This window comes from Aequorivita antarctica (genome assembly GCF_007997155.1).
Lineage (GTDB): Bacteria > Bacteroidota > Bacteroidia > Flavobacteriales > Flavobacteriaceae > Aequorivita > Aequorivita antarctica.
Genome location: NZ_VORT01000017.1, coordinates 16,659 through 39,722, shown reverse-complemented (window position 1 = coordinate 39,722; position 23,064 = coordinate 16,659). Strand labels below are relative to the sequence as shown.

The window sequence follows — 23,064 nt, the reverse complement described above, 5'->3', positions numbered from 1 at the left end:
TATTGGTTTTAGTTGTTTTTTTTACTTTGTGGCGATTTACTCCAACAAATCCGGCCTACGTTCCTTAGTGCGTTTATATGCTTGGTCTTCCCGCCATTCTTCAATTTTTCCTGTATTTCCGCTTGTGAGGATTTCAGGTACGGTCCAACCTTTATAATCTGCGGGTCGTGTATAAACGGGTGGTGCTAATAAATCGTCCTGAAACGAATCTGTCAACGCACTTGTTTCATTGCCTAAAACCCCAGGGATAAGGCGGATTACTGCATCACATACGAGGGCCGCCGCAAGTTCACCACCGCTTAAAACAAAATCTCCTACTGAAATTTCACGAGTAATGAAATGATCGCGTACGCGTTGGTCCACGCCTTTGTAATGCCCGCAAAGGATGATAATGTTTTCTTTTAGTGAAAGCTCGTTGGCGGTATGTTGATTGAAGGTTTTACCATCGGGCGTCATATAGATTATTTCGTCATAATCCCTTTTGGCCTTCAATTCAGTAATACATTTATCGATAGGTTCAATCATCATAACCATACCCGCGCCACCGCCAAATTGGTAATCGTCTATCTGATTATAAGAATTTGTAGACCAATCGCGAAGGTTGTGGGTGTGCACTTCTACAATTCCTTTTTCAATGGCGCGTTTTAAGATGGAAACTTCAAACGGACTTTGAAGCAACTCAGGCACTACGGTAATTATGTCAATTCGCATTATAGCAGTTCTTTTTTCATATTACAACGGTCAATGGAGCCTTTTGCGCGTTCCAAAACGCTTTGGTCCAAGGTATCCAAAGCACATTTTTTGTAGTGTTCAATAGCTTGTTCCAATTTGCCCTGTTGTTCGAACATAATGGCATATTCGTTATAAATGGTGGATTTGGTGATACCCGGAATATTGATAGCCGTGTCTAGTAATTCTTTTAATTCCTCATATTTTCCTAAAGTAGAAAGTAATACGGTATAGTTGTAATAAACCGGTGGGTACATTGGGCTTTTTTCCAAGCAAAGCTTATAAAGGGTTTCACCTTTTTCAAATTCCTTGAACTTTACTTCATACAGATATGCTAAGTGGTTATAGGCTTTCCCGAAGTTTGGGTCCATATCGATTATTTTTTCGAGCTTGTTTGTAGCTTCGTCAAAAGCACCATTTTTTATATCGTTGTTTGCTTGATTCAGTAGTTCTTCAAGTTTGGTAAGATGATCCATTATATTGAAATTTAAAATGTAAAAATACGCTTATTGGCACAAATTACACTTCCCAACTATAATGATTTAAGTCTATATCTTTTTTTCAAACTAATTTTTCATAAAGAGTTTGAGCGGGATTATTCACCTTCGGTTGGTTTGTAATATTGTTAGTGGGCATTTCATAAAGAAATAATTTAAACATTAACCTTTCTTAGCTTCGCGCTCCTTTTTTTGCGCTGCCCGTCTTTCTTCTCGTTCTTTTTTGCGAAGCTCACGCTTTTGTTCGCGTGTAATTTCACCTTCTTTAAAAGCATCCTTATAGTTAATATCATTATCCACTTCGCCTTTAAAAGCTTGGATCCAAGCATTTTCAAAAATATTTAAAACAGTTGGCCAAACACCTGTCTTAACATCGTTTAAGTCTCCCTCAAAAGGAACTTTGGTGGCCAAAGTATCGGTGCCTTGGTTTTTCAGAACAAACTTGAAAAAACCTACAAATCCTTCCCATATAACATCTAGAAAACTATCGCCTTTTCCTATTAATGTGGTGTCTTTCAAAAGTGGTTTTACATAGCCCACCAAATGGCCGTCTGCAATGGCAATTTCACTGTAAACCCCAAATGTACCTTTGTCAAAATCTAGACCGGCATAATAGTTTGTGAAATCATTTAAGGCCGTTACATCTGCATCTTCCAACGAAAAAGAAAGATCCATATCAGGTATTTCTTTTACCAAGTTCATATAACCTTCCAAGGAAACTTTTCCTTTCCCAATAGAAACGCCACTGGCGCGAATGGGTGAGGGGAGGATACGTTCTTTTTCAACTACATTGCGTAAGTTATCTGCGGTGAGTTCAAGCTTGTCTATCTGTAAATCTATATTTGGGTCTGCGGAAAGTTGAACGAAGGCCAATTTACCATCGTGGATTTCAAAATGGTTAATGTCTATGGGAACGATATCAGTGAGCGCTTTAGTCCAATCATCAGCATTAGCATCACCACTTTCTTCTTTTTGGTCTTCAAAAACATAAATAACCTCTGGGCTGGTCATTATTATTTCACTCACAATCTTTCCTTTGAAAAGTGATTTCCACTCAATAGAGATGTCGCTTTTAGGAAAGTTCAAAAATGGAACTTGTGACTCTGCCGTTCCTTTGTTTAGGTACATACCGTTAATAACATAAGCGCCGCGAATGAGCGAAATATCTACATCTTCAACCTGACCATAATAGCCGGGAATGTCTGCCAATACTTTGTTTACGTAATTTTTAACTAAGGTTGGAAGATAGAGGCGAAATGCAATTAGTAGAATTAAAATTATAATAGGAAAGGTATAGCGTTTCTTTTTGAAACCTCTTTTTTTCTTGATTTCTGACATTTTCTGTTATAAAAAATTTTAACAAATTTGATGGAAAGTGGGGAAATTTTCAGTTAATAAAGTCATAAAAAACACAGCGTCCTGTGCGACATTGCGGAGAAAGTATACCACAGAGGCGCAAAGGACGCAGAGAAATTATGGTCTTTTAGTTTTTAAAGACTGCAGTTGCCATCTATGATGTCTTGTTTTGTTGGGTTGTAGGCGTTGTTGGATACATTATAATTACCAGCTAACCCATTTCTTAAAAGCATCTGCTGAAGACTACAAAAATTGGTAAGTAAGGAATTATTTTCAATATATAGATTCTCTCCTATAAGAATGAGGTTTTGCAAACCGTTCAAATTTGTAATGGCATTATTATTTTTTATCCTAATGTTTTGGATTACTGATTCCAAATTTGAAAGGCCATCTAGGTTGTTCAGATTTTCATTACCATCCAATTTTAATTCCCCAACAGATTTAAGGTTGTTCAATTGATTTAGATTTTGGAGACTTTCATTATCATTAATTGATATCTTAGATGCTGTGGTCAAGTTTTCTAAGCCTTCAAGACTATATAAAGCAGGGTTTTCCAATATACTTATACTCTTTGCATTATTAATCCTTGTTAATCCTGAAATACTTTGAAGGGAAATGTTGTTTCGAATACTAATATTTTCTGGCCACATCATGACGTTTTCTATGCCATTAATGTTTGATAATGAACTGTTTTCAACTATGCTTAAATGGTCTCCTAATATTATAAGATTTGAAAGATCATCAATATTTACTAAAGCGGAATTGTCACTAATGGTAATTCCGCCATCTGCTTTTAGAAGGTTCTGCAACCCTGTTAAAGTGGTTAACTGAGGATTATTGGAAACATAGATGGCGTTAGTTCGGTTAACATTGGAAAGGCCATTGATGTTTTTTAGCGATGCATTATCAACGATATTTAAATCAATTAATTTTTCAAGCTTTTCCAACCCGTCGAGATTCTGTAGATTATCATTTTCGAAAATCGACACAGAAAGAAAGAGACCACTGGCTTTGCTAAGGCTTTGTATAGTGGTAAGGGACTCGTTCTGTACTATAACAATTTGCCCCCTAATCTGCGAAACATTATCCAGCCCTTGAAGATTTTGTAGGTTTGGGTTTAATCCCACAATTAAATTACGACCAATAGATGTTAGTGAAGAAAGGGGTGAAAGATCATCAATGTCAGAAATTTGGTTATCAAGATACTTTCCAATATTTAAGGTTTCACTTATGTGAGTATAATTGTTTGCCCCAAAAGCGTCGACCTCAGTTTGACTTCTCAAATTGATGGTTCCTATGTAAACATTGTCTTCGTTTATATCATTTAAAGTAATTGTTATATTAATGTTTTCACTAATAGCTTCATTGGTAACTAATGCCGATCCAGAGATTACAGGATGGCTTTCATAATCAAACAGACTTGGGTTTGCCACTTTAAGTTTCCCTGTGGCTGCATCTATGGATAACGCTCCTTCCGGATTTTGGTTAGTAAGCGAAAAGGATAAAGATCCTTGATTAGTACTTGCCTGCAATGTGCCAATTTCATAACCAGCCGGAATACCTTCATCTATGACTTGGGAAAAATCATATGCCGAAATAGTTGTTTGTATTGAAACGGGGTCATCATTGTCTTTTGAACAAGAAAGTAAAGTAATGAAAGACAAAAGAGAAATTACGGGTATTAATTTAATTATCTGTGGTTTCATCTTGTATTTTTTTGTGTTATATGTTGCAGTTTCCATCTATAATTTCTTGCATTGTTGGGTTATAGAAATTGCCGAAAACCGAATAGGAACCCAGACTTCCGTTGGTAAGAAAATCCTGTAAAATGCAAAAATCTCTTAAAAGGAAATTTTCAGAAATTGATAACTCCCCCTGAATATTGTTAATCCCGTTAAGTCCATTCAAATTTGTTAACTTATTATTGCCTTCAATATACAATCCGTCCTCACCAATAACAGTAAGATTATTAAGCCCTTGTAGGTTCAAGAGTGAATTGTTTTGGGTAATTTTTAATCTATTTACATTTTTAGTGCTCGAAAGACCCTCTATATTTTTCAAAGAATAATTAGAAGTAATGAAAAGTCTGTCAGTGGTTTCAATGTTGTGCAAACCATTTATGTTTTCAAGGGATGAATTATTATAAATTTCTAATCCTACAAGAGTGGTTGTCAAATTAGAAAGCCCATCTAAATCGGTCAAGTAATAATTATAACTTATGTTAATATGATCCCCTACCGCGCTAAGGCTCGCAAGACCATTTATATTATTGAGATATATGTTGTTATATATTGTGAGAAATCCTTCTATTGAATTTAAATTTACAAAGGCGTCTAAGTTTTTAATACTACTATCATATAGTTGGAAATTTCCTTTAATTTCTGTTAATTGATCAAAACTGCTAATTTCATTTAAAGATAAATTCCCTGAAATAAATAATACACCTTCTAAAAAAGCCAAATTTTGCAAATCTGTGATTTTTTTTAATACAGGATTATCATACACAACCAATCCTGACCCTACATAAGAGATATTCCGCAGCCCTGCAGTAGTAATTAGATTGGAACAATTGTTAATGGATAAAGTATTCTCAACTTTCTCAACATTTAATAAGGGTGATAAATCCACAATGTCATCATAATAGGATGTTCCAATTAGTAAGCTTCCTGTTATATGCGTATATCCAGTGTTTCCGAATGCAATAACTTCGTTTTGGGTTGTCAAAATTATATCACCTTCATATAACCTGTCTTCTTCTAAATTGTTCAAATTTATAATTACAGAAGCCATTTTAAAGAGAGTTCCTTGGGCCACTTTAACCGTTCCAATTATTGTAGGATTTACCTCAAAATTAAAAAGGGTTTCATCTGCAACTTTCAGTTCTCCAGTGGAAGGGTCAATGGAAAAAGCCCCCTCAGGAAATTGCTCGATTAATGAAAAGGAAATAGAGCCTTGGTTAGTGCTTCCTTGGACAGCCCCAATAACCTGCCCATTGGTTGGATTTTCATCCATTGTTGTTGAAAAATCTGAAGTTGTCACGGATGTTTCAGCCGGTTCAGGTTCATCACTGTCTTTTGAACAGGAAACAAATGTTAGGATGATAATTACTAATAGTTTTAAAGATAATAATCTATTCATGAGTTTAGTTTTTTATAGACTGCAATTGCCGTCTATAATATCTTGTTTTGTTGGGTTGAAGGCGTTTGCAAAAACCTGGTATTCATCTCCCAACCCATTGTTTAGAAGTAAAGGGCGTAACCCACAAAGGTTTGTTAGGGCATCATTGCTCCAAATATACAATTTGTATCCTACTGTTTGTAGATTTTCCAAACTATCCATATTGCTCAATAATGGGTTTTTAATTATATATAAAGTACCGCCAACATTTTGAAGGGATTGTAATCCATCTAAATTTTCTAATGAATTATTGTAGGAAATTTCCAATCTAGTTCCCCCTACAGAGAGAACATTTCGTAATCCATTTATATTAGGCAGAGACTCATTGTGGCTAATTGACACCCCTGACTCAAAGGAAGTGATATTGCTGACCGCCTCAATATTTGTGATTAAGGGATTGTTGGTAATGGATAAGCCCTTTAAATTGTGAAGATTTGAAAGTCCATCAACGTTTTCCAATGAACTATTATCATCAATTGTTAATGAGAAAAGAGTGGAAATATTATTTAAGCCATTTAAATTTACAAGAGCGTCATTACCTGAAATCTTCACGGAAATACCATTTATGGTTTCAATATTTTGAAGCCCTTCAATATTTAACATTGCATTATTGGAAGTAATTTCGAGATCTCCTTCAATGGAAGTTAAACCTTGAAGCCCATTGATATTTTGCAATAGATCATTACCGCTAATAGCTATCTTGTCGCCTACTGAAATTAAATTAGTAAGTGCATCAATATTTTTTAATGCCGGATTGTCCCAAATACGTAAATCTTTATCTATTTCTATAAGATTTTGCAATCCATTAAAATTTTCCAATAATAAATTTTCGGTTATTGTCAATTGGCGATGAAGTGTTGTAAGACCATTCAATGATTCCAAGTTATGGATACCTCTATTGTAAGCAATATTTACGTCATTAGTTACTGTATGAATATTTTGTAATCCTGTAAGCACTGCGAGCCTTTCATTCTGAATAATATTTAATTGGCCACCAATACTTTTAAGCGTATTCAAAGAGCTTAAATCTGTAATTTGGCTATTTAAATTATCTAAGCTTCCTATAAGTAAAGTTCCTGTTATTGCAGTATAATTATTGCTTCCAAAGGTTTCTACTTCCGTTTGTGTAAATAATCGAACACTACCAGTAAATATATTTTCCTCATTAACGTCATCCAAATTAATAGTTACTAAGGCATTTTTAAAAATACTTCCATTCGCCACTTTCACAGTTCCAGTAATTGTGGGATTGGTTTCAAAATCAAAAAGTGTTTCATCGGCAACTTTCAATTCTCCGGAAGCTGCATCAATAGAGAATGCTCCCGATGGAGTTTGTTCAATTATTGAAAAAGTAACACTTCCTTCACTGGTGCTTCCCAGAACAGTACCAATAACTTGACCGCTTGTTGGATTTTCATCCATCGTTTTTGCAAAGTCAGCGGTTGAAACAGTTATGGTTGTTTCTTGTGGAGTTGGGTCATCGCTGTCTTTGGAGCAGGAATTTAATAGAATGGCTGTAAAAACAAATAAAACCCTAAGGTTAAACTGATTGATTGAAAATTTCATAAGAAAATGTTAAAAAAGGGGAGATGCCAAATATAAACAAAAAATCCTGTTGGCAAAACAACAGGATTTTTTTGATTTAAAAAAGAAGGATTACTTCTACTAATAATAAGTATATCTTCTAACTTGGGCAATATACTTAGCCAAGCGAATTACTTGATGGCTATAGCCATATTCGTTGTCATACCACACATAAAGCACCACGTTTTTACCGTCTTCGGTAACTATAGTAGCGTTGCTGTCGTAAATTGCCGGAGAGCAAGAACCAACAATATCGCTGGACACCAACTCGTTATTCATTGAATATTGAATTTGCTCCACTAAGTCGCCCTCTAAAGCATATTTCTTCATAGTAGCGTTAATGCCATCTTTTGAAGTTGGCGTTGCAACTTCAAGATTTAGAACTACCAAAGAACCGTTAGGTACAGGAACACGAATTGCGTTTGAAGTAAGTTTGCCTGCCAAAACCGGTAAGGCTTTTGCAACCGCACTTCCAGCGCCAGTTTCTGTAATTACCATATTCAATGCTGCAGCGCGACCCCGACGGTATTTGCTGTGCATGTTATCTACTAAATTCTGGTCGTTTGTATATGCGTGAATAGTTTCCAAATGCCCACGAACTACGCCGAAAGAATCTTCAACTGCTTTTAAAATAGGAGTGATAGCATTGGTAGTGCAAGATGCTGCTGAAAAAATATCAACTGTGTTTGGATCGTATTCGTTTTGGTTTACACCGTGAACGATATTTGGAACACCTTTTCCAGGAGCGGTAAGCAATACTTTTGCAGCACCTTTTGCTTTTAAATGGCGGCTTAGTTCTTTATCATCACGGAAAGCACCTGTGTTATCAATAACCAAAGCATCCTCGATGCCGTATTTTGTATAATCAATGTCTTCCGGGTTGTTTGCATAAATAATATGAACCGTAGTTCCATTAATTATCAAAGCACTGTTTTCAAGATCGGCACGTACAGTTCCAGGGAAATTTCCGTGAACCGAGTCGTATTGAAGCAAAGAAGCTCTTTTTTCCAAAACAGTTTGATCCATTTTGCCGCGAACCACAATAGCGCGAAGACGAAGTTGGTTTCCTTGTCCCGTTCTGGTCATTAATTCGCGAGCTAGTAAGCGGCCAATTCGACCAAAACCGTAAAGCACAACATCTTTTGGAACTACTGTTTTCGCTTCTTTGGCATTTTTCAATTTATCTGAAACGAAAGCCAAAGCGTTTGAATATTTATCGTCTTCCAGGTGGAATTCATAGGTAAGTTTACCAATGTCCAATTTAGCAGGTGGAAGATCCAAAGTTTTGATGGCCTGTGCAATTTCAACAGAGTCGAAAATTGAGATTGGCTTTTGAACGAATTCGCCAGCATACTCGTGAAGGTTCAAAATTTCACTCACATTGCGGTCGATAAGTTGGTTGCGGAAAAGTACCAATTCAATGGACTTGTCGTACCAAAGGTCACTAATGATTTTAATAAATTCTACTGAAGCTTTTCGGCGGTCAGTTTGAAAAGACAGTTCTTTTTCATAAACGTCATCAAAACTCATATGGAAGGATTTTAAAGGGTTTAAATTTTGTGCAAAATTACTTATTTTCATCGTCTTGGGGAAATAAAAACTGAAAATAAAAACACCACTGAAAGTTTTGATTTTCAGTGGTGTTTCAGAAGTTATTTAATCGAGTTTTATCTAAATATAAAGGAGTTGATATTTCCCGCAGTGTCCATAAAAGTCATTTTTATGGGCGAACGATAATTGCGTTGTGTCATAATTCGTTTTACATCGCCAATGTCATTCACGGGTTCATCGTTAATTTTGGTGATGATAATCCCTTCCAGTTTATATTGTGCCACTTCTGGCGTCAAAGCGCGCGTAACGGTTACTCCATTTTCTAAACCTCGCTCTTTTAGCTCGGCTTCTGTTGTGTTTTTTACCTCTAAGCCAAGGTCGTCAATAGAGAAAGTTTCCAACTTTACGAGGGTAACAGGAACTTTTCTTTCACTTCCATCGCGAAGTATTGTCACTTCAACCACATCATTTGGTCTTTTGGATCCTAAATAACCCGAGAGATCTGCAAATTTTGAAACTTTATAACCATCCAGTTGTTTAATGATGTCGCCTTCTTTGATTCCAGCTTTATCGGCACCACTTCCTTTTTCAATTCCGCCCACAAAAACGCCTTCGGTGTCGTTGATTCCATATTTTTCAACAATTTGTGGATTAATGTTACCCACTTGGATTCCCAAGATTCCGCGTTGTACGTTTCCGTATTCCAAAATATCTTCAATCACTTTTCGAGCGTTGTTGGAAGGAACGGCAAAGGAATAACCCACATAACTTCCCGTTTCCGAAGTAATAGCTGTATTAATCCCAATCAATTCACCGCGTGTATTTACCAAAGCGCCACCGCTGTTTCCACGGTTTACTGCTGCATCGGTCTGGAGGAAGGATTGCGGATTGCCGTCAAACTGGTTTAAATCGCGCGCTTTGGCACTAATAATTCCAGCAGTAACCGTTGAGGTTAGATTGAAAGGGTTTCCGACAGCTAAAACCCATTCGCCAATTTTCACATTGTTTGAATCCCCAAAAGGAATAAAAGGAAACGCATCATCACCATCAATTTTAATTAACGCAATATCTGTGCTTGGGTCTGTGCCTATCAATTTTGCGGTATAAGTTCTATTGTTATTCAATGTAACTTCAAGATTTGAAGCATTGGCGATTACGTGATTGTTGGTTACAATATAACCGTCTGGCGAAATAATTACACCACTACCGCTGCCAACCATAGCACGTGGCTGTCCTCCTCCTTGAAAATACTCCATAATATTTGTAGGTTGTTTGCTTACGGTGGTGTTTTTAACGTGAACCACGGCGTGGACAGTTTTCTCTGCGGCCTCGGTAAAATCAGTGTTCATTTCAGCGCCTGTCGCAGAAAAGTTGGTGGGAATAAAGTTTGAATTTTGTTGTGGGTCGAAGGAAATATAATCCTTTTTTTCGAAGAATTTGTACCCCCCAAGCGTAATGGCGCCAGCAAAAAGCGCTACCAGAAATAAACGGAATGTCTGTTTCATTTTAATTGAATTTTATAATTAATAAAAATTTATTGTTCAAAATTTTCTTTTTCAAGACTTGCATTTTAAATTGTTTTAAGCGTTTCGGTTCAGAGAAGAACAGAGAAAGGAAACACTTTTTAGAAGAAACATTATTTAAACACTTCCACAAATTTAACAATGATGGATAGAAAATAGTATGCCACAAAGCAGTTTTTAACTTGTATTTAACGTGAAAACTTTCCCGATACCTGTGGGGGCTTTTTATATCTTTGCGCTGTTATGGAATTCACTTTTTATAAATATCAAGGTACAGGCAACGATTTCGTGATAATCGACAATCGGGAAGCATTTTTTCCGAAGAAGCATACCGAACTTGTGGCAAAAATCTGCGACCGTCGTTTTGGCGTCGGGGCTGACGGGCTGCTTTTGTTAGAAAATCATCCTTCGGCAGATTTTAGAATGGTGTATTACAATAGTGATGGCAACTTAAGCTCGATGTGCGGTAATGGTGGAAGATGTATTTCACATTTTGCAAAGTTTCTGGGAATCATTTCAGAAAAAACAACTTTTGAAGCTGTGGACGGCATGCACGAAGCCACAGTTAAAAAAGATTGGGTTTCCCTAAAAATGAATAATGTTGAAAAAGTAAGCGTATCTGAAAAGCATACTTTTCTAAACACAGGTTCGCCTCATCACGTTGAAATGGTTTCAAAACTTCAGGATTTTGATGTTTTTACAAATGGGAGGACTATTCGCAATAAAACCTACGGAAAAGAGGGGGCAAACGTAAATTTTGTAGAACAGAATGACAGTGCTGTTTTTTCAGTTAGAACCTATGAACGTGGCGTTGAAGACGAAACACTTTCCTGCGGAACCGGTGTGACTGCCGTTGCGCTTGCAATGTTTGAAACCGGTAAAACTTCTGAAAACATAGTGATACTTAAAACGCCAGGTGGCCAACTGCAAGTGCGCTTTGAAAAAGTTGGTTCGAGTTATAAAAATGTATATTTGGAAGGACCAGCAATACAAGTTTTTAAAGGAATATGGAAATGACAACACTTAAAGGAGAAAACATATTTTTACGCGCTTTGGAACCTTCGGATTTGGATTTTCTGTATAATTTGGAAAACTACGAATCACTTTGGGAGGTGAGTAATACCACAACACCCTATTCAAAGTATATACTACAACAATATCTTAAAAACAGTCACCGCGATATTTATGACGTGAAACAGCTGCGCCTTGTAATTTGTAAAAACGAAGGCGAAACTCAAGTTGGTTTTATCGATCTTTTCGATTTTGAACCGAAGCACAGCAGGGTAGGAGTGGGCATCGATATTTTTTCAGCAGAAGATAAGCGGAAAGGCTTTGCTACGGAAGCTTTAAAACTTACCTGCAATTACGCTTTTAAGCATTTGAACGTGCATCAAATTTTTGCAGGAATCACCGACGAAAATGAAGGAAGCATTAAACTTTTTGAAAAAGTTGGTTTTGAAAGAAGTGGCATAAAAAAAGACTGGATTTTTTCCGAAGGAAAATATAAAAGCGAATATTTTTATCAACTAATCCCTAATCCCTAATCCCTTTTTTAAAGATGTATATAAAAAAAATAGTGGTCATTATTGTTTTACTGGGCGCCGTGGGGATGGGTGCTTTTGCTTGGTATGTTTACAATATTGCTTTTTCTGGAAATACTGCTTTTAATAATAAGGAAGCCCATGTTTATATTCCAAGCAATGCAACTATAGATGATGTTGTTGAAGAATTGGAGCCACTTTTGAGAGATAGCGAATCGTTTTTTGTAATAGCGAATCAAAAGAAATATTCCTCAAATATTAAACCGGGCCATTTCATTATTACCAAAGGAATGACTAATAATGACATTGTAAACACGCTGCGAAGTAGAAATATTCCAATCAGCGTAAAATTCAACAATCAAGAACGTTTGGAAAATTTGGCTGGGCATATTTCAAATCAAATTGAGGCAGACAGCATTTCGCTTTTAAATGCAATGCGCGATCCACAGTTTTTGAAAGAAGTTGGTTTGGATGAAGAAACGGCGCTGTCTCTTTACATTCCAAACACTTATGAATTTTATTGGAACAGTTCAGCAGAAACCTTCCGCGACCGAATGAAAACCGAATACGAAAGGTTTTGGAGCGAATCGAGAACACAAAAAGCAAAAAACCTAAATCTTTCAAGAGAAGAGGTTATGGCCTTGGCTGCCATTGTTCAGAAAGAAACCGCGAAAGTAGATGAACGTCCAAGAGTAGCGGGCGTTTATATAAACCGTTTAAAAGTAGGAATGTTGCTTCAAGCAGATCCAACAGTTATTTATGCCTTAAAACGCGAGAGTGGCGACTACAACCAAATAATTAAAAGAGTGCTTTATGTAGATTTGGAATTGGATTCGCCTTACAATACTTATAAATATGCCGGTGTTCCACCAGGCCCTATTACAATGCCTGATATTTCTTCAATAGACGCAGTGCTGAATCCCGAAAAACACGATTATTACTATTTCGTGGCAGATGTTACCAACTTTGGGTATCATAAATTCGCAAAAAACTTGGCGCAGCACAACATAAACAAAGTGGAATATGTTCGCTGGGTGAATAGCCAAGGGTTAAATAGGTAGGTTTTTTTAAATTTGTCTGAATGCCTTCAAAAGCCCCTTTAAATAAGGGACGTTTTTCTTTTCACATTACTTTAACAGCTTATAAATCAGATTTTTAAAAAAAGCCCTATCTTTGCGCGCTGAAACCAAGATGTAATTATACATCCGAATTTTAAAAATTAATGAAAAAAAGAATATATCTAATTGCAGTATTACTTGTTGTTACCGTACTAGTAGGGACAGGTTTCATTTCAAAAGATAGCTACGATTTTTCTACTTTTAGCACGGAAGGATTAGAGTTAGACTATAACGTTCCCACGGAAGCAGAGTTTATGCCATTAATGGCTCCCGTGACCCCGAGATTTTATTTGTTTTTGGGGAAATCCTATGTAGGATTTAAAGAAGCACTTGGATTTAAAGAATCAAGAGGAAATTACCATATCGTGAATGATTATGGTTATATGGGAAAATATCAATTTTCGCGAGCAACCCTAAGAATGATGGGGTTTAAGAATACCGATAATTTTCTATACGATACTCGCCAACAAGAAGCTGCTTTTATGGCTTACACCTCATTAAACAAATGGGTACTACGCAAAGATATTAAGCGCTATGCTGGAAAAACCATAGGTGGTGTGAAAGTTACCGAATCGGGAATTTTAGCCGCTGCGCATTTAGCAGGTGCAGGAAATGTAAAAAAATTCCTTAGAAGTGCCGGAGAAAATCGTTTTGAGGATGCCAATGGTACTTCAATCCGTTATTATCTTAAAATGTTCTCGGGTTATGACACCTCGCACATTGTGGCAAACAAGAAGCCAAGGGTAATGTAAAACTTATCCCTGAATAATAAATAAGGTGGGTCTTTTATGAAGGTCCACCTTTATTTTTTTCCATAGACTCACTGGCGCAGTTTTTATGTATTCTGAAGGCAAAGTGATGTCGCAAGCCACACAAATTCTTGTTTGTGGGTGTAGGGTTTCAATCAAGCTTTGTAGCATTTGGTTATTGCGGTAAGGTGTTTCAATGAAGAGTTGTGATTGATCAAAATCTTTTGAAATTTTTTCCAAACGTTTCAGCTCTGTTTTCCGCTCACCCTTGTCAATGGGCAAATAACCATTAAAAGCAAAATTCTGACCATTGAAGCCACTGGCCATCATTGCCAATAAAATTGAAGAAGGACCAACCAACGGAACTACTTTAATACCAAGTTCGTGTGCATAATGTACCGCACGGGCACCAGGATCAGCAATTCCGGGGCAACCTGCATCGCTGAGTACTCCAACATCAAAACCTTCCAGACACGGATTGAGCATTGGGTATATTTCTTCAGGTTTGGTGAATTTGTTTATTTCTTGAATTTTCAGCGTGGCTTGTTCTTTTTCTGGTACAATACTTTTTATAAACCGACGCGCATTCTTTTCGTGCTCCACAATGTAGTGATCAATTTTTTCAATCGCCTTTTTCACTGAAATTGGAAGCACTGCCAACGGTGGTATATCACCTAATGGACAGGGAATTAGGTATAAATCGCCTTTTTTTGAAGTCATTAATTTATTATTGAACGATTAGTTTTTTAACAATCGTTTGTTCTTTTACAGAAGTAATTTTGGCGAAATAAATTCTTGGGTTCAAATTTGAAATTGAAATTGTCTTTTCATTGCTGAATATGTTTTCTTCGGAAGAAACCAAGCTGCCTCTCACATCAAAAACCTGAATTGCTTGAAGGATGTCGTTTTTCAAACTAAAAGTAACATTTTCCGAAGCGGGATTTGGAAGCATGCTAAGTGTATCTTCTAATGAAAAATCTTCGGTGCCTATTATTGGATCTCCGGTTATTTTATAGATAGAACCACCTTTATCAACTATGTAAAGCTCTTTGTTCACGTCTTCCCCAAAAGAAACCCAGTTGCCGGAAAAATTGCCATGATCTATCAAATTCCCAGAACCGTCAACGGTTCCAATCATCCCACTGCAGTAGTCCGCAAAAAAGTAAAGTCCGGCAATATCTGAATATACAGAACCTCTATAAACATATCCGCCTGTAATAGAGCAATTACCGCTGGCGTGTGTATATTCTGCAATAGGAAATGTTATCTCGGACTGTGGTGGGCAATTTTGTGTATTAAAGGGTTGGGTTCCCTCGTAGCAGCGCCAGCCATAATTTAAGCCTGCTTCCGCAACTGATACACGATTAATTTCTTCCAGATTGCTCTGTCCCACATCACCGATCCAAAGATTGTTTTCAGTTAAATCAAAAGAAAAACGCCAAGGGTTTCGTAAACCATAAGCCCAGATTTCTTCACGCGCATTGGGATTTCCAACAAAAGGATTGCCTGCAGGGATTCCATAATTGTTTCCTCCTGAAGGGTTGTCCACATCTATACGCAATAATTTTCCAAGTAGTAAATTAATATTTTGGGCGCGGTTTCCTGGATCACCGCTGCTACCGCCATCACCAGAAGCAATGTACAAATAATCATCTGGGCCAAAGGCTAAACAACCTCCGTTATGGTTAGAAAAAGGCTGAGAATAATCAATAATTGGTAACTCAGAATTTTGATCTGCTATATCTGGATTTCCAGAATCTACTGAAAATCGTGAAATTTGTGTATCTCCATTTGGTTTGGAGTAATTAACATAGAAATACCCATTATTTGTATAATCTGGATGAAATGCCAAACCAAGCAAACCTCTTTCGCCACCACTTGAAATTTGGCCTGAAATATCTAGAAAAGGAGTTGTGTTAACCGTTCCGTCACCTTGGATTATTTTTATTTTCCCGCCTTGTTCTACTACAAACAGACGGTCATCATTGGCGTGCTGTAAATTTAAAGGGTCGGAAAAGCCGCTTTTATACAGTTCAATATCAACTTGCTGTGCAAAAACAAGTCCTGATAGAAATAGAAATAATAGTAAAGGGAGTAATTTTTTCATAGCTGATTTTTTAATGGAAAGTACTAAAGTAGATAAATCAGCCGGATTTCTTAGTTAAAGTCGTTTCGCAATTTGTTCACAAGCTTCATCGAGCATTTTGAAAACGTTTTCAAAACCAGCATTTCCACCTAAGTAAGGGTCTGGGACATCCACGTTTTCATCTGGGAAAATTTCATCGAGGATCAACTTTACTTTTTCTCTTTGAAAATCATTTTCGGCCAAGGCCAAAACGTTTTCCATGTTGCTATTGTCCATTACATAAATCAAATCGAAATTTTCAAAATCTCTTGCGCTAAACTGTCTTCCGCGTTGATTGGTAATATCTATATTGTATTTTTTCCCAACGGCAATGCTTCTTTTGTCGGGTTCATTACCAATGTGCCAATGACCTGTTCCAGCGGAATCAACAAATATTTTTGAAGCGTCAACCTTAGATTTTAAGATGCCTTCCGCCAAAGGCGAACGGCAGATATTGCCAAGGCAGACCATAAGGATTTTGTACTGTTGCAAAATGTTTGGGGTTAATTGTGAATAGATTTTTAAAAAACTAGAACCTTAAACCTGAAACTTTTTAGAGCGTCAACTTTTTGCTAAGGTCTTCCACGTATTTGCGGAACTGTTTGTCTGTGCTAGAAAGATTATCAACAGTTTTACAAGCGTGGAGTACGGTTGCATGGTCGCGTTGTCCAATTTGTGAACCGATAGAAGCTAGGGATGCTTTTGTAAATTTCTTCGCAAAAAACATTGCCAATTGGCGTGCCTGAACAATATGCCTCTTTCGTGTTTTTGACTGTAAAGTATCTACATCCATTTGGAAATAATCACTCACTACTTTTTGAATGTAGTCTATGGAAACTTCGCGTTTGGTGTGTTTTACGTAGTTATCAACAATCTTACGGGCAAGTTCTATTGTGATTTCCTTTTTATTGAAAGAAGAATGTGCAATAAGTGAAATAATGGCACCTTCCAGTTCACGAATATTCGTTTTGATGTTGTTTGCCAAAAACTCTACAATATCATCTGGCATTTCAACACCATCGCGATACAATTTGTTTTTTATTATAGCAACACGTGTATCGTAATCTGGGTGATTTAATTCGGCAGAAAGTCCCCATTTAAAACGAGACAACAAACGTTGCTCAATGTCTATCATATCTACTGGAGCTTTGTCGCTGGTTAAAATAACCTGCTTGCCATTTTGGTGTAAATGGTTGAAAATATGAAAGAATACATCTTGTGTTCCAGCTTTTCCAGAAAGTAGTTGAATGTCGTCCACGATTAGCACATCTATTATTTGATAGAAGTGGATAAAGTCGTTACGGTTGTTCTTTTTTACAGATTCAATATATTGCTGTGTAAACTTTTCCGCAGAAATATACAGCACCGTTTTTTCGGGATATTTATCTTTTATATCAACACCAATTGCGTGACCCAAATGCGTTTTTCCCAAACCAACGCCGCCAAAAATAAGCAAGGGGTTGAATGAAGTTCCTCCAGGTTTGTTAGCAACTGCTAAGCCAGCTGAACGTGCCAATCGATTTGATTCGCCTTCAAGAAAACTTTCGAAATTATAATTAGGATTAAGTTGAGATTCAATCTTTACGTTGCGAATTCCTGGAATGACGAACGGATTTTTAAGTTCCGGACTTTTGTTTTTCAAAGGCACGTCAACGTCTTGAGATTGAAGGTTGCTTCGGTTAGCGCTTGGAATTTTTTCAGTAAAAGGCTGTTTATTGCCGTAAGTGTTTTCCATCCTAATGATGTACACTAACTTGGCATTGGTACCCAACTCTTTGGTTAGAGCTACTTTCAATATTTTAACGTAGTGTTCTTCGAGCCATTCGTAAAAAAATTTGCTCGGAACCTGAATGCTAAGTGCATTATCGGTTAGCTTTGCCGCTTTAATGGGTTCGAACCAAGTTTTGTATGCTTGCGAAGTGATATTATCTTCGATAAAAGCCAAACAATTGTTCCAAACCGATTCCGCAGTTTTGCTCATAGTTAAAATTTGTGTTTTTTTGTTTTTAAAAAGGTGCGGCTAAAAAATGGGGAAGAGAGTGTTTCCCTGCTATTTCTTAACAGTGCAAATATGTGAACAAAAAAGTTATAAAAAAAACCAGATTGGGGTTGAATTATTAGTTTTTTTTCCCCATACTTCAGTTTTGATAAAACTACAAAAAAACTTTCTTTAATTAACTAAAAATTTTGAAGAATACACTTACACATATTAGAGTGCGCTATGGCGAGACAGACCAAATGGGAGTTGTCTATTACGGCAACTACGCACAGTATTTAGAGCAGGGCAGGACTGAATGGCTACGCGAGCTTGGCTTTTCGTATAAATGGATGGAAGCCAATAATGTACACCTTCCGGTAATTCATTTAAGTATTGATTATAAACAGCCTGCGTTTTATGATGACTTGCTCACCGTAAAGACAACTTTGAAGCAAATGCCCAATGTAAAAATTGAATTTCAATATGAAATTTATAATGAGTCCAAACAACTTTTGATTACGGCAACTACTATTTTGGTTTTTGTGAATAGTACTACAAAAAAGTTAATGAAAGCACCAGATTATTTAATAAAAAAACTGAATGAAGAATAGTTAATTTTCTAATTGTTTAATTGTCACCTTATAGGTGTTTTCAAACATTTCAAAAACCTTTTTTGCATCCTTTTTGCGCACAGCGATTTCAATTTCACAATCCAATTCCATTTTTTGATTGACAAGGTTGATGTCCTCGTCCTTAATTATTCGCATCACCGTATTCATTTCTGGATATTCAAATTTTAAGAGAAAGGTTTCATCAATAGTTTTTTCAACAATCTTGCAAGTTTCCAAAGCCATCTGTGCAGTGGTTTTGTAGGCTTGAATCAATCCGCCGACTCCGAGCTTAGTGCCCCCAAAATAGCGAACCACCACCGCCAAAATATTAGTAACATCAAAGGATTGCAATTGGCCATAAATTGGCATTCCCGCGCTATTTGAAGGCTCGCCATCATCGTTGGCGCGGTAGTGTTCATAGTTTTTGCCTAATTGCCAAGCGTAGCACCAATGTCGTGCGCTGTGGTGCTGCTTTTTTAGAGTTTCGATATATTGTTTTACTTCTTCTTCCGAAGAAACTGGATAGGCATAGCCAAAGAATTTACTTCCTTTCTCTTTAAAAAGAACTTCTTCCGAAGCCTTTAAAATGGTCTTGTATGTGTCTTTTTCAATTTCCAATTTTTAAAACTTTACCATTTTTCAAAAGCAATTAATACAATTCCAAGGATTGCCAACCCAATTCCGATCCAGTTTTTAAACAATAATTTTTCTTTAAAAAGTAAAATCCCCAGCACTGTTGAAATCATTACGATGGCCACATTGTTAACGGTGAAAACGCCCGAACTATCAAAAATACCACTGCGCAGCGCCTGCACCAAAAAATAAACTGAAAAGTAATTTGGGATTCCCAAAGCTATTCCTCCAAGTAAATTCTTGAATTGAAATTGAAAATCCCCTTTACTGGCCTGAAAGATTAAAATGAAGAAACCTATAATTGCAGCCATTCCATAGATTGTTGCCGAAAAAATAGGGATGTCATTTTTGGCTATAAATTCACCCTCCAAATATTTTAAAGTTGTGTCAATAATTCCGCTTCCCAAAAAAACCAAAATGGGAAAGATAAAATTTGAAGGTTTTATTTTAAGTCCGTCATTAGTTTTTATGGACGCCAGATAAACAGCAATGAGCGCCAAAATTATTCCGACAATTTTAAAAACCCCGAGATTCTCTTTATAATAAAGTAACCCAAAAAGAATAGGAATAACTACGCTCATTTTTGTAGCTACCGAAACTACTGAAAGTCCACTGCGTTGCGTTGTTATTGCCATCAGGTTAAAAACGGTTATAAAAAGAACCCCTAACCCCAAGGCAAAAGGAAACCAGCTGTAGTTTGGTATTGCTGCAATATCAACAGCATTTTTTTGGAAGATAATGCCGCAAAAACACGCCGTTACATAATTGAAAACAATGGCGTGCATCGTGTTGATTTTAAACCTTGAAAAAAGCTTAAAAACCACAAAAATCATTGTGGACGAAAGAATGCTGAGCGCCAGAACTATCAAGAGTTAGGGTTTTTAAAGATTCGCAATGTATCGTCCTTTATTTTTTCTTCTGAAATAAAAACACCTTTAAAGTTGGGGGCATTAATCCCTTCTCCGAAACCGATGGCGCCGTTAAATACAAAGGCTTCATCCCAAAGATTTGCGTCAATAAAAGATTGAAGTGTTTTCGCGCCTCCCTCAATAATAACAGTTTGAATATTTCTTCGGAAAAGGATTTCGCAGATTTGCTGGGGAATATTTTTGGAAAAATCAATCTTTTCAAGATCTAAATTTTCCGAAGTGTTGGTTTCATTTTCATTGATAACAATCGTTGTTGAACTTGCATTAAAAACCGATAAATCCTGTGGAATTTTTAAATCTCTGTCAATAACAATTCGCACCGGATTCTCTCCTGCCCATTCCCGTGCCGTAAGCGATGGATTATCTTGTAAAACCGTGTTTGTTCCCACCAAAATAGCTTGTTCTTCGGACCGCATTTTGTGCACAAGTTGTCTTGAAAATTCATTCGTGATCCAAACAGGTTTTGTTTCGTTTCGGGTTTCGGTTTTTGGAGCGATAAAACCATCAATTGTCTGTGCCCACTTTAGAAAAATATAAGGACGCTTTTTTTGATGTATTGTGAAAAACCGTTTGTTCAGTTCATCACATTTGTTTTCCAAAATACCTACAATCACCTGGCAACCAGCTTCCATCAGTTTTTTAATGCCGCGTCCTGCTACTTTTGGATTTGGGTCCAAACTGCCAACGATAACTTTTTTGATTCCGCTTTCAATAATCAAGTCTGCGCAGGGTGGCGTTTTCCCGAAATGGCTGCAAGGTTCCAAGCTCACATAGATAGTTGCCTCTTTCAGTAATCCCTGATTTTCAACACTTTTTATTGCATTTACTTCGGCGTGAGGTTGTCCCGCTTTGTAGTGCCAACCTTCGCCAATAATTATATCATTGTGAACAATCACGCTACCCACCAAAGGATTTGGATAGGTAGTTCCCAGTCCATTTTTGGCCAGTTGGATGCAGCGCAACATATATTTTTCGTGTATCTTCACCGCGTAAAAATACAAGGATTTAATTAGAATGGACACACCAATTATCCGTCTTATTGAAAAGAAAGACAATCCCCAAATCGCTAAAGTTATACGCAGCGTTTTGGAAGACTTCAATGTGCCGAAAGTAGGCACTGCTTATGCCGATGCTGCTTTGGATTGTATGTTTGAAACCTACCAAAAACCAAATGCGGTTTATTTTGTGGTTGCCGAAAACGATAAAATAATCGGCGGCGCGGGTGTAGCGAAGTTGGACAACTATGATGGTAATGTGTGCGAACTCCAAAAAATGTATTTCCTGCCCGAAGCCAGGGGAAGGGGTGTCGGTGCGCAAATGATGGAGTTTTGCTTGTCAAAAGCACGTGAGTTTGGTTTCGAAAAAATATATTTGGAAACCATGGAGTATATGACCCACGCCCAAAAACTATATAAGCAAGCAGGTTTCGAATATATTGAAAGTGCATTGGGAGATACGGGCCATTACTCTTGTCCAGTTCATATGTTGAAAACATTATAGTTTTGACTTTAAAAGAATTAAAAACAGACTTCCAAAATCCTCTAATAGGTTTATATCCTTCTGAAGAAATACAATCTTTTTTTAATATCCTTTCTGAAGAATATTTACGTCTTTCCCGAATAGAAATGGCTTTAAACCCTGAAAGGATTATTTCAGAAGAAGCTTCCGAAAAATTTCAGCGGGCGTTGCTTCGCCTTAAAAACCATGAACCCATTCAATATATATTAGGAGAAACTGAGTTTTACGGACTTCTTTTTAAAGTGAATAGTAACACCTTAATTCCTCGTCCTGAAACGGAGGAATTGGTTGAATTCATAATTTCTGAACAAAAACTCACAGCACAGAACCCACAACTCACAACTATTTTAGATATCGGCACTGGCTCTGGCTGTATTGCCATTTCATTGGCTAAAAATCTTTTCAATTCAAAACTTTCGGCTTTGGATATTTCAAATGAGGCTTTAAAAATTGCCCAAGAAAATGCGAATCTAAATAATGCTGAAGTTGAATTCTTTCAAGTCGATATTTTAAAAACGAAAACACTTCCCAAGCAATACGATATAATAGTTTCAAATCCACCATACGTTCGCGAATTAGAAAAAAAACAGATGCAGCAAAACGTTCTAGAATACGAACCCGAATCTGCGTTGTACGTGAGCAATGAAGATCCGTTGCTTTTCTATAGGACAATTTCCCACTTGGCAAAAAATCATTTGAGACCCAACGGAAAACTTTTTTTCGAGATTAATGAGTACCTTAGTGAAGAATTAAATGCGCTGTTAAATAGCGAAGGGTTTAGAAATATAGTAATTAAAAAAGACATCTTCGGAAAAGACCGAATGATAAAATGTAGTTTAAATGAATAATCTTGAAAAAATATGCGTTTTCTGCGGAAGTAGTGAAGGCAACGACCTTGCCATAACCGATGCAGCCATAAAACTTGGAGAAATATTTGCCGAGCGAAATATCACTTTGGTTTATGGCGCTGCCAAAATAGGGGTGATGGGCATCATCGCCAAAAGTGTTTTGGATAACAACGGAAAGGTAATCGGCATCATTCCAAACTTTTTAAAGAAGAAAGAAGTAGTTCATTTAGGCCTAACCGAACTCATCACTACTGAAAACATGCATGAGCGGAAAATGAAAATGCAAGAAGAAAGTGACAGTTTTATTGCGCTGCCCGGTGGTATGGGAACGCTGGAAGAGCTTTTTGAGATTATGACTTGGCTACAACTTGGGCTACACCAAAAACCAATTGGTCTATTAAATATAAACGGTTTTTATAATGATCTTATAAAAATGCTCGAAACCATGGTGCGCAAAGGCTTTCTTTCAATGGACAACTACAGCCTGCTTTTGGTAGACTCCAATCCAAATCAACTTCTAAAAAAGATGGAGGAATTTAAAAGACCTGAAGTTCCGAAGTGGCTGAATTCTGACAGAACCTAATTGCTTATCAACAA

23 protein-coding genes are annotated in these 23,064 nt (G+C 36.9%); 8 read left to right on the top strand and 15 right to left on the bottom strand.

The genetic code is table 11. The features are described from left to right. Window positions 1–36 precede the first annotated feature (36 nt). The 8 genes from trmD to ESU54_RS16480 form a co-directional block, all read right to left on the bottom strand. Window positions 37–711, bottom strand: coding sequence for a tRNA (guanosine(37)-N1)-methyltransferase TrmD (gene trmD, locus ESU54_RS16515; protein ID WP_111845655.1), 675 nt, complete (start codon window positions 709–711; stop codon window positions 37–39). Beyond that, window positions 711–1,205, bottom strand: a complete 495-nt coding sequence (locus ESU54_RS16510) for a hypothetical protein (RefSeq protein ID WP_111845654.1) — start codon at window positions 1,203–1,205, stop codon at window positions 711–713. The genes trmD and ESU54_RS16510 overlap by 1 nt, the downstream gene beginning before the upstream one ends. Window positions 1,206–1,388: 183 nt before the next feature. Further along, window positions 1,389–2,564, bottom strand: coding sequence for a DUF748 domain-containing protein (locus ESU54_RS16505; protein WP_111845653.1), 1,176 nt, complete (start codon window positions 2,562–2,564; stop codon window positions 1,389–1,391). A gap of 152 nt (window positions 2,565–2,716) precedes the next feature. After that, complete coding sequence (locus ESU54_RS16500; protein WP_146744042.1) at window positions 2,717–4,288, bottom strand: cadherin repeat domain-containing protein; 1,572 nt, start codon at window positions 4,286–4,288, stop codon at window positions 2,717–2,719. A 16-nt stretch (window positions 4,289–4,304) separates the two neighbouring features. Continuing rightward, on the bottom strand, window positions 4,305–5,720 hold the full coding sequence (locus ESU54_RS16495; RefSeq protein WP_111845651.1) for a cadherin repeat domain-containing protein: 1,416 nt from the start codon (window positions 5,718–5,720) through the stop codon (window positions 4,305–4,307). Between the two features lie 12 nt (window positions 5,721–5,732). Next, complete coding sequence (locus ESU54_RS16490; protein ID WP_111845650.1) at window positions 5,733–7,325, bottom strand: cadherin repeat domain-containing protein; 1,593 nt, start codon at window positions 7,323–7,325, stop codon at window positions 5,733–5,735. A gap of 99 nt (window positions 7,326–7,424) precedes the next feature. Beyond that, complete coding sequence (locus ESU54_RS16485) at window positions 7,425–8,873, bottom strand: glyceraldehyde-3-phosphate dehydrogenase (RefSeq protein ID WP_111845667.1); 1,449 nt, start codon at window positions 8,871–8,873, stop codon at window positions 7,425–7,427. Between the two features lie 137 nt (window positions 8,874–9,010). Then, window positions 9,011–10,399 (bottom strand): trypsin-like peptidase domain-containing protein, encoded by a 1,389-nt coding sequence (locus ESU54_RS16480; RefSeq protein WP_111845649.1) that lies wholly within the window; start codon window positions 10,397–10,399, stop codon window positions 9,011–9,013. Between the two features lie 261 nt (window positions 10,400–10,660). On the opposite strand from ESU54_RS16480, the gene dapF reads away from it, so the two are divergent. The 4 genes from dapF to ESU54_RS16460 all read left to right on the top strand — a co-directional run bounded on the left by dapF (window position 10,661) and on the right by ESU54_RS16460 (window position 13,828). Continuing rightward, window positions 10,661–11,434: a diaminopimelate epimerase gene (gene dapF, locus ESU54_RS16475; RefSeq protein WP_111845648.1), complete on the top strand. Its 774-nt coding sequence runs from the start codon at window positions 10,661–10,663 to the stop codon at window positions 11,432–11,434. Then, window positions 11,431–11,961 (top strand): GNAT family N-acetyltransferase, encoded by a 531-nt coding sequence (locus ESU54_RS16470; RefSeq protein ID WP_111845666.1) that lies wholly within the window; start codon window positions 11,431–11,433, stop codon window positions 11,959–11,961. Before dapF ends, ESU54_RS16470 begins: the two co-directional genes overlap by 4 nt. A 14-nt stretch (window positions 11,962–11,975) precedes the next feature. Then, window positions 11,976–13,019, top strand: coding sequence for an endolytic transglycosylase MltG (gene mltG / locus ESU54_RS16465; protein ID WP_111845647.1), 1,044 nt, complete (start codon window positions 11,976–11,978; stop codon window positions 13,017–13,019). A 161-nt stretch (window positions 13,020–13,180) separates the two neighbouring features. Continuing rightward, entirely contained in the window at window positions 13,181–13,828 is a 648-nt protein-coding gene (locus tag ESU54_RS16460) for a peptidoglycan-binding protein LysM (RefSeq protein ID WP_111845646.1), read from the top strand. Window positions 13,829–13,831: 3 nt separating this feature from the next. Here ESU54_RS16460 and ESU54_RS16455 read toward each other — a convergent pair whose 3' ends face one another. From ESU54_RS16455 to dnaA, 4 genes are all read right to left on the bottom strand, one after another. Beyond that, window positions 13,832–14,545 carry an SAM-dependent methyltransferase gene (locus ESU54_RS16455; RefSeq protein WP_111845645.1) on the bottom strand — a complete coding sequence of 238 codons (714 nt, stop codon included), beginning with the start codon at window positions 14,543–14,545 and terminating at the stop codon, window positions 13,832–13,834. A gap of 7 nt (window positions 14,546–14,552) precedes the next feature. Then, on the bottom strand, window positions 14,553–15,932 hold the full coding sequence (locus tag ESU54_RS16450) for a PQQ-dependent sugar dehydrogenase (protein ID WP_111845644.1): 1,380 nt from the start codon (window positions 15,930–15,932) through the stop codon (window positions 14,553–14,555). A gap of 54 nt (window positions 15,933–15,986) precedes the next feature. Beyond that, on the bottom strand, window positions 15,987–16,421 hold the full coding sequence (locus ESU54_RS16445) for a low molecular weight protein-tyrosine-phosphatase (protein ID WP_111845643.1): 435 nt from the start codon (window positions 16,419–16,421) through the stop codon (window positions 15,987–15,989). Between the two features lie 82 nt (window positions 16,422–16,503). Continuing rightward, a complete protein-coding gene (gene dnaA / locus ESU54_RS16440) occupies window positions 16,504–17,931 on the bottom strand; it encodes a chromosomal replication initiator protein DnaA (protein ID WP_111845642.1) in 1,428 nt (475 codons plus the stop codon). A 206-nt stretch (window positions 17,932–18,137) separates the two neighbouring features. Here dnaA and ESU54_RS16435 point away from each other — a divergent pair, with 206 nt between their 5' ends. Next, window positions 18,138–18,539, top strand: coding sequence for an acyl-CoA thioesterase (locus tag ESU54_RS16435; RefSeq protein WP_111845641.1), 402 nt, complete (start codon window positions 18,138–18,140; stop codon window positions 18,537–18,539). On the opposite strand, the gene ESU54_RS16430 is transcribed toward ESU54_RS16435, so the two are convergent. Genes ESU54_RS16430 through ribD form a run of 3 tightly spaced genes read right to left on the bottom strand, consistent with a single transcriptional unit; the run spans window position 18,540 to window position 21,087 of the window. Then, a complete protein-coding gene (locus ESU54_RS16430; protein WP_111845640.1) occupies window positions 18,540–19,157 on the bottom strand; it encodes an IMPACT family protein in 618 nt (205 codons plus the stop codon). A gap of 11 nt (window positions 19,158–19,168) precedes the next feature. Next, window positions 19,169–20,041 (bottom strand): DMT family transporter, encoded by an 873-nt coding sequence (locus tag ESU54_RS16425; protein ID WP_111845639.1) that lies wholly within the window; start codon window positions 20,039–20,041, stop codon window positions 19,169–19,171. After that, complete coding sequence (gene ribD, locus ESU54_RS16420; protein ID WP_235004628.1) at window positions 20,038–21,087, bottom strand: bifunctional diaminohydroxyphosphoribosylaminopyrimidine deaminase/5-amino-6-(5-phosphoribosylamino)uracil reductase RibD; 1,050 nt, start codon at window positions 21,085–21,087, stop codon at window positions 20,038–20,040. The genes ESU54_RS16425 and ribD overlap by 4 nt, the downstream gene beginning before the upstream one ends. 28 nt (window positions 21,088–21,115) lie before the next feature. Here ribD and ESU54_RS16415 point away from each other — a divergent pair, with 28 nt between their 5' ends. Genes ESU54_RS16415 through ESU54_RS16405 form a run of 3 tightly spaced genes read left to right on the top strand, consistent with a single transcriptional unit; the run spans window position 21,116 to window position 23,050 of the window. Further along, entirely contained in the window at window positions 21,116–21,601 is a 486-nt protein-coding gene (locus tag ESU54_RS16415) for a GNAT family N-acetyltransferase (protein WP_111845637.1), read from the top strand. 2 nt (window positions 21,602–21,603) lie between these two features. Continuing rightward, window positions 21,604–22,467, top strand: a complete 864-nt coding sequence (gene prmC / locus ESU54_RS16410) for a peptide chain release factor N(5)-glutamine methyltransferase (RefSeq protein ID WP_111845665.1) — start codon at window positions 21,604–21,606, stop codon at window positions 22,465–22,467. Beyond that, a complete protein-coding gene (locus ESU54_RS16405; RefSeq protein WP_111845636.1) occupies window positions 22,460–23,050 on the top strand; it encodes an LOG family protein in 591 nt (196 codons plus the stop codon). The genes prmC and ESU54_RS16405 overlap by 8 nt, the downstream gene beginning before the upstream one ends. Window positions 23,051–23,064: the final 14 nt, after the last annotated feature.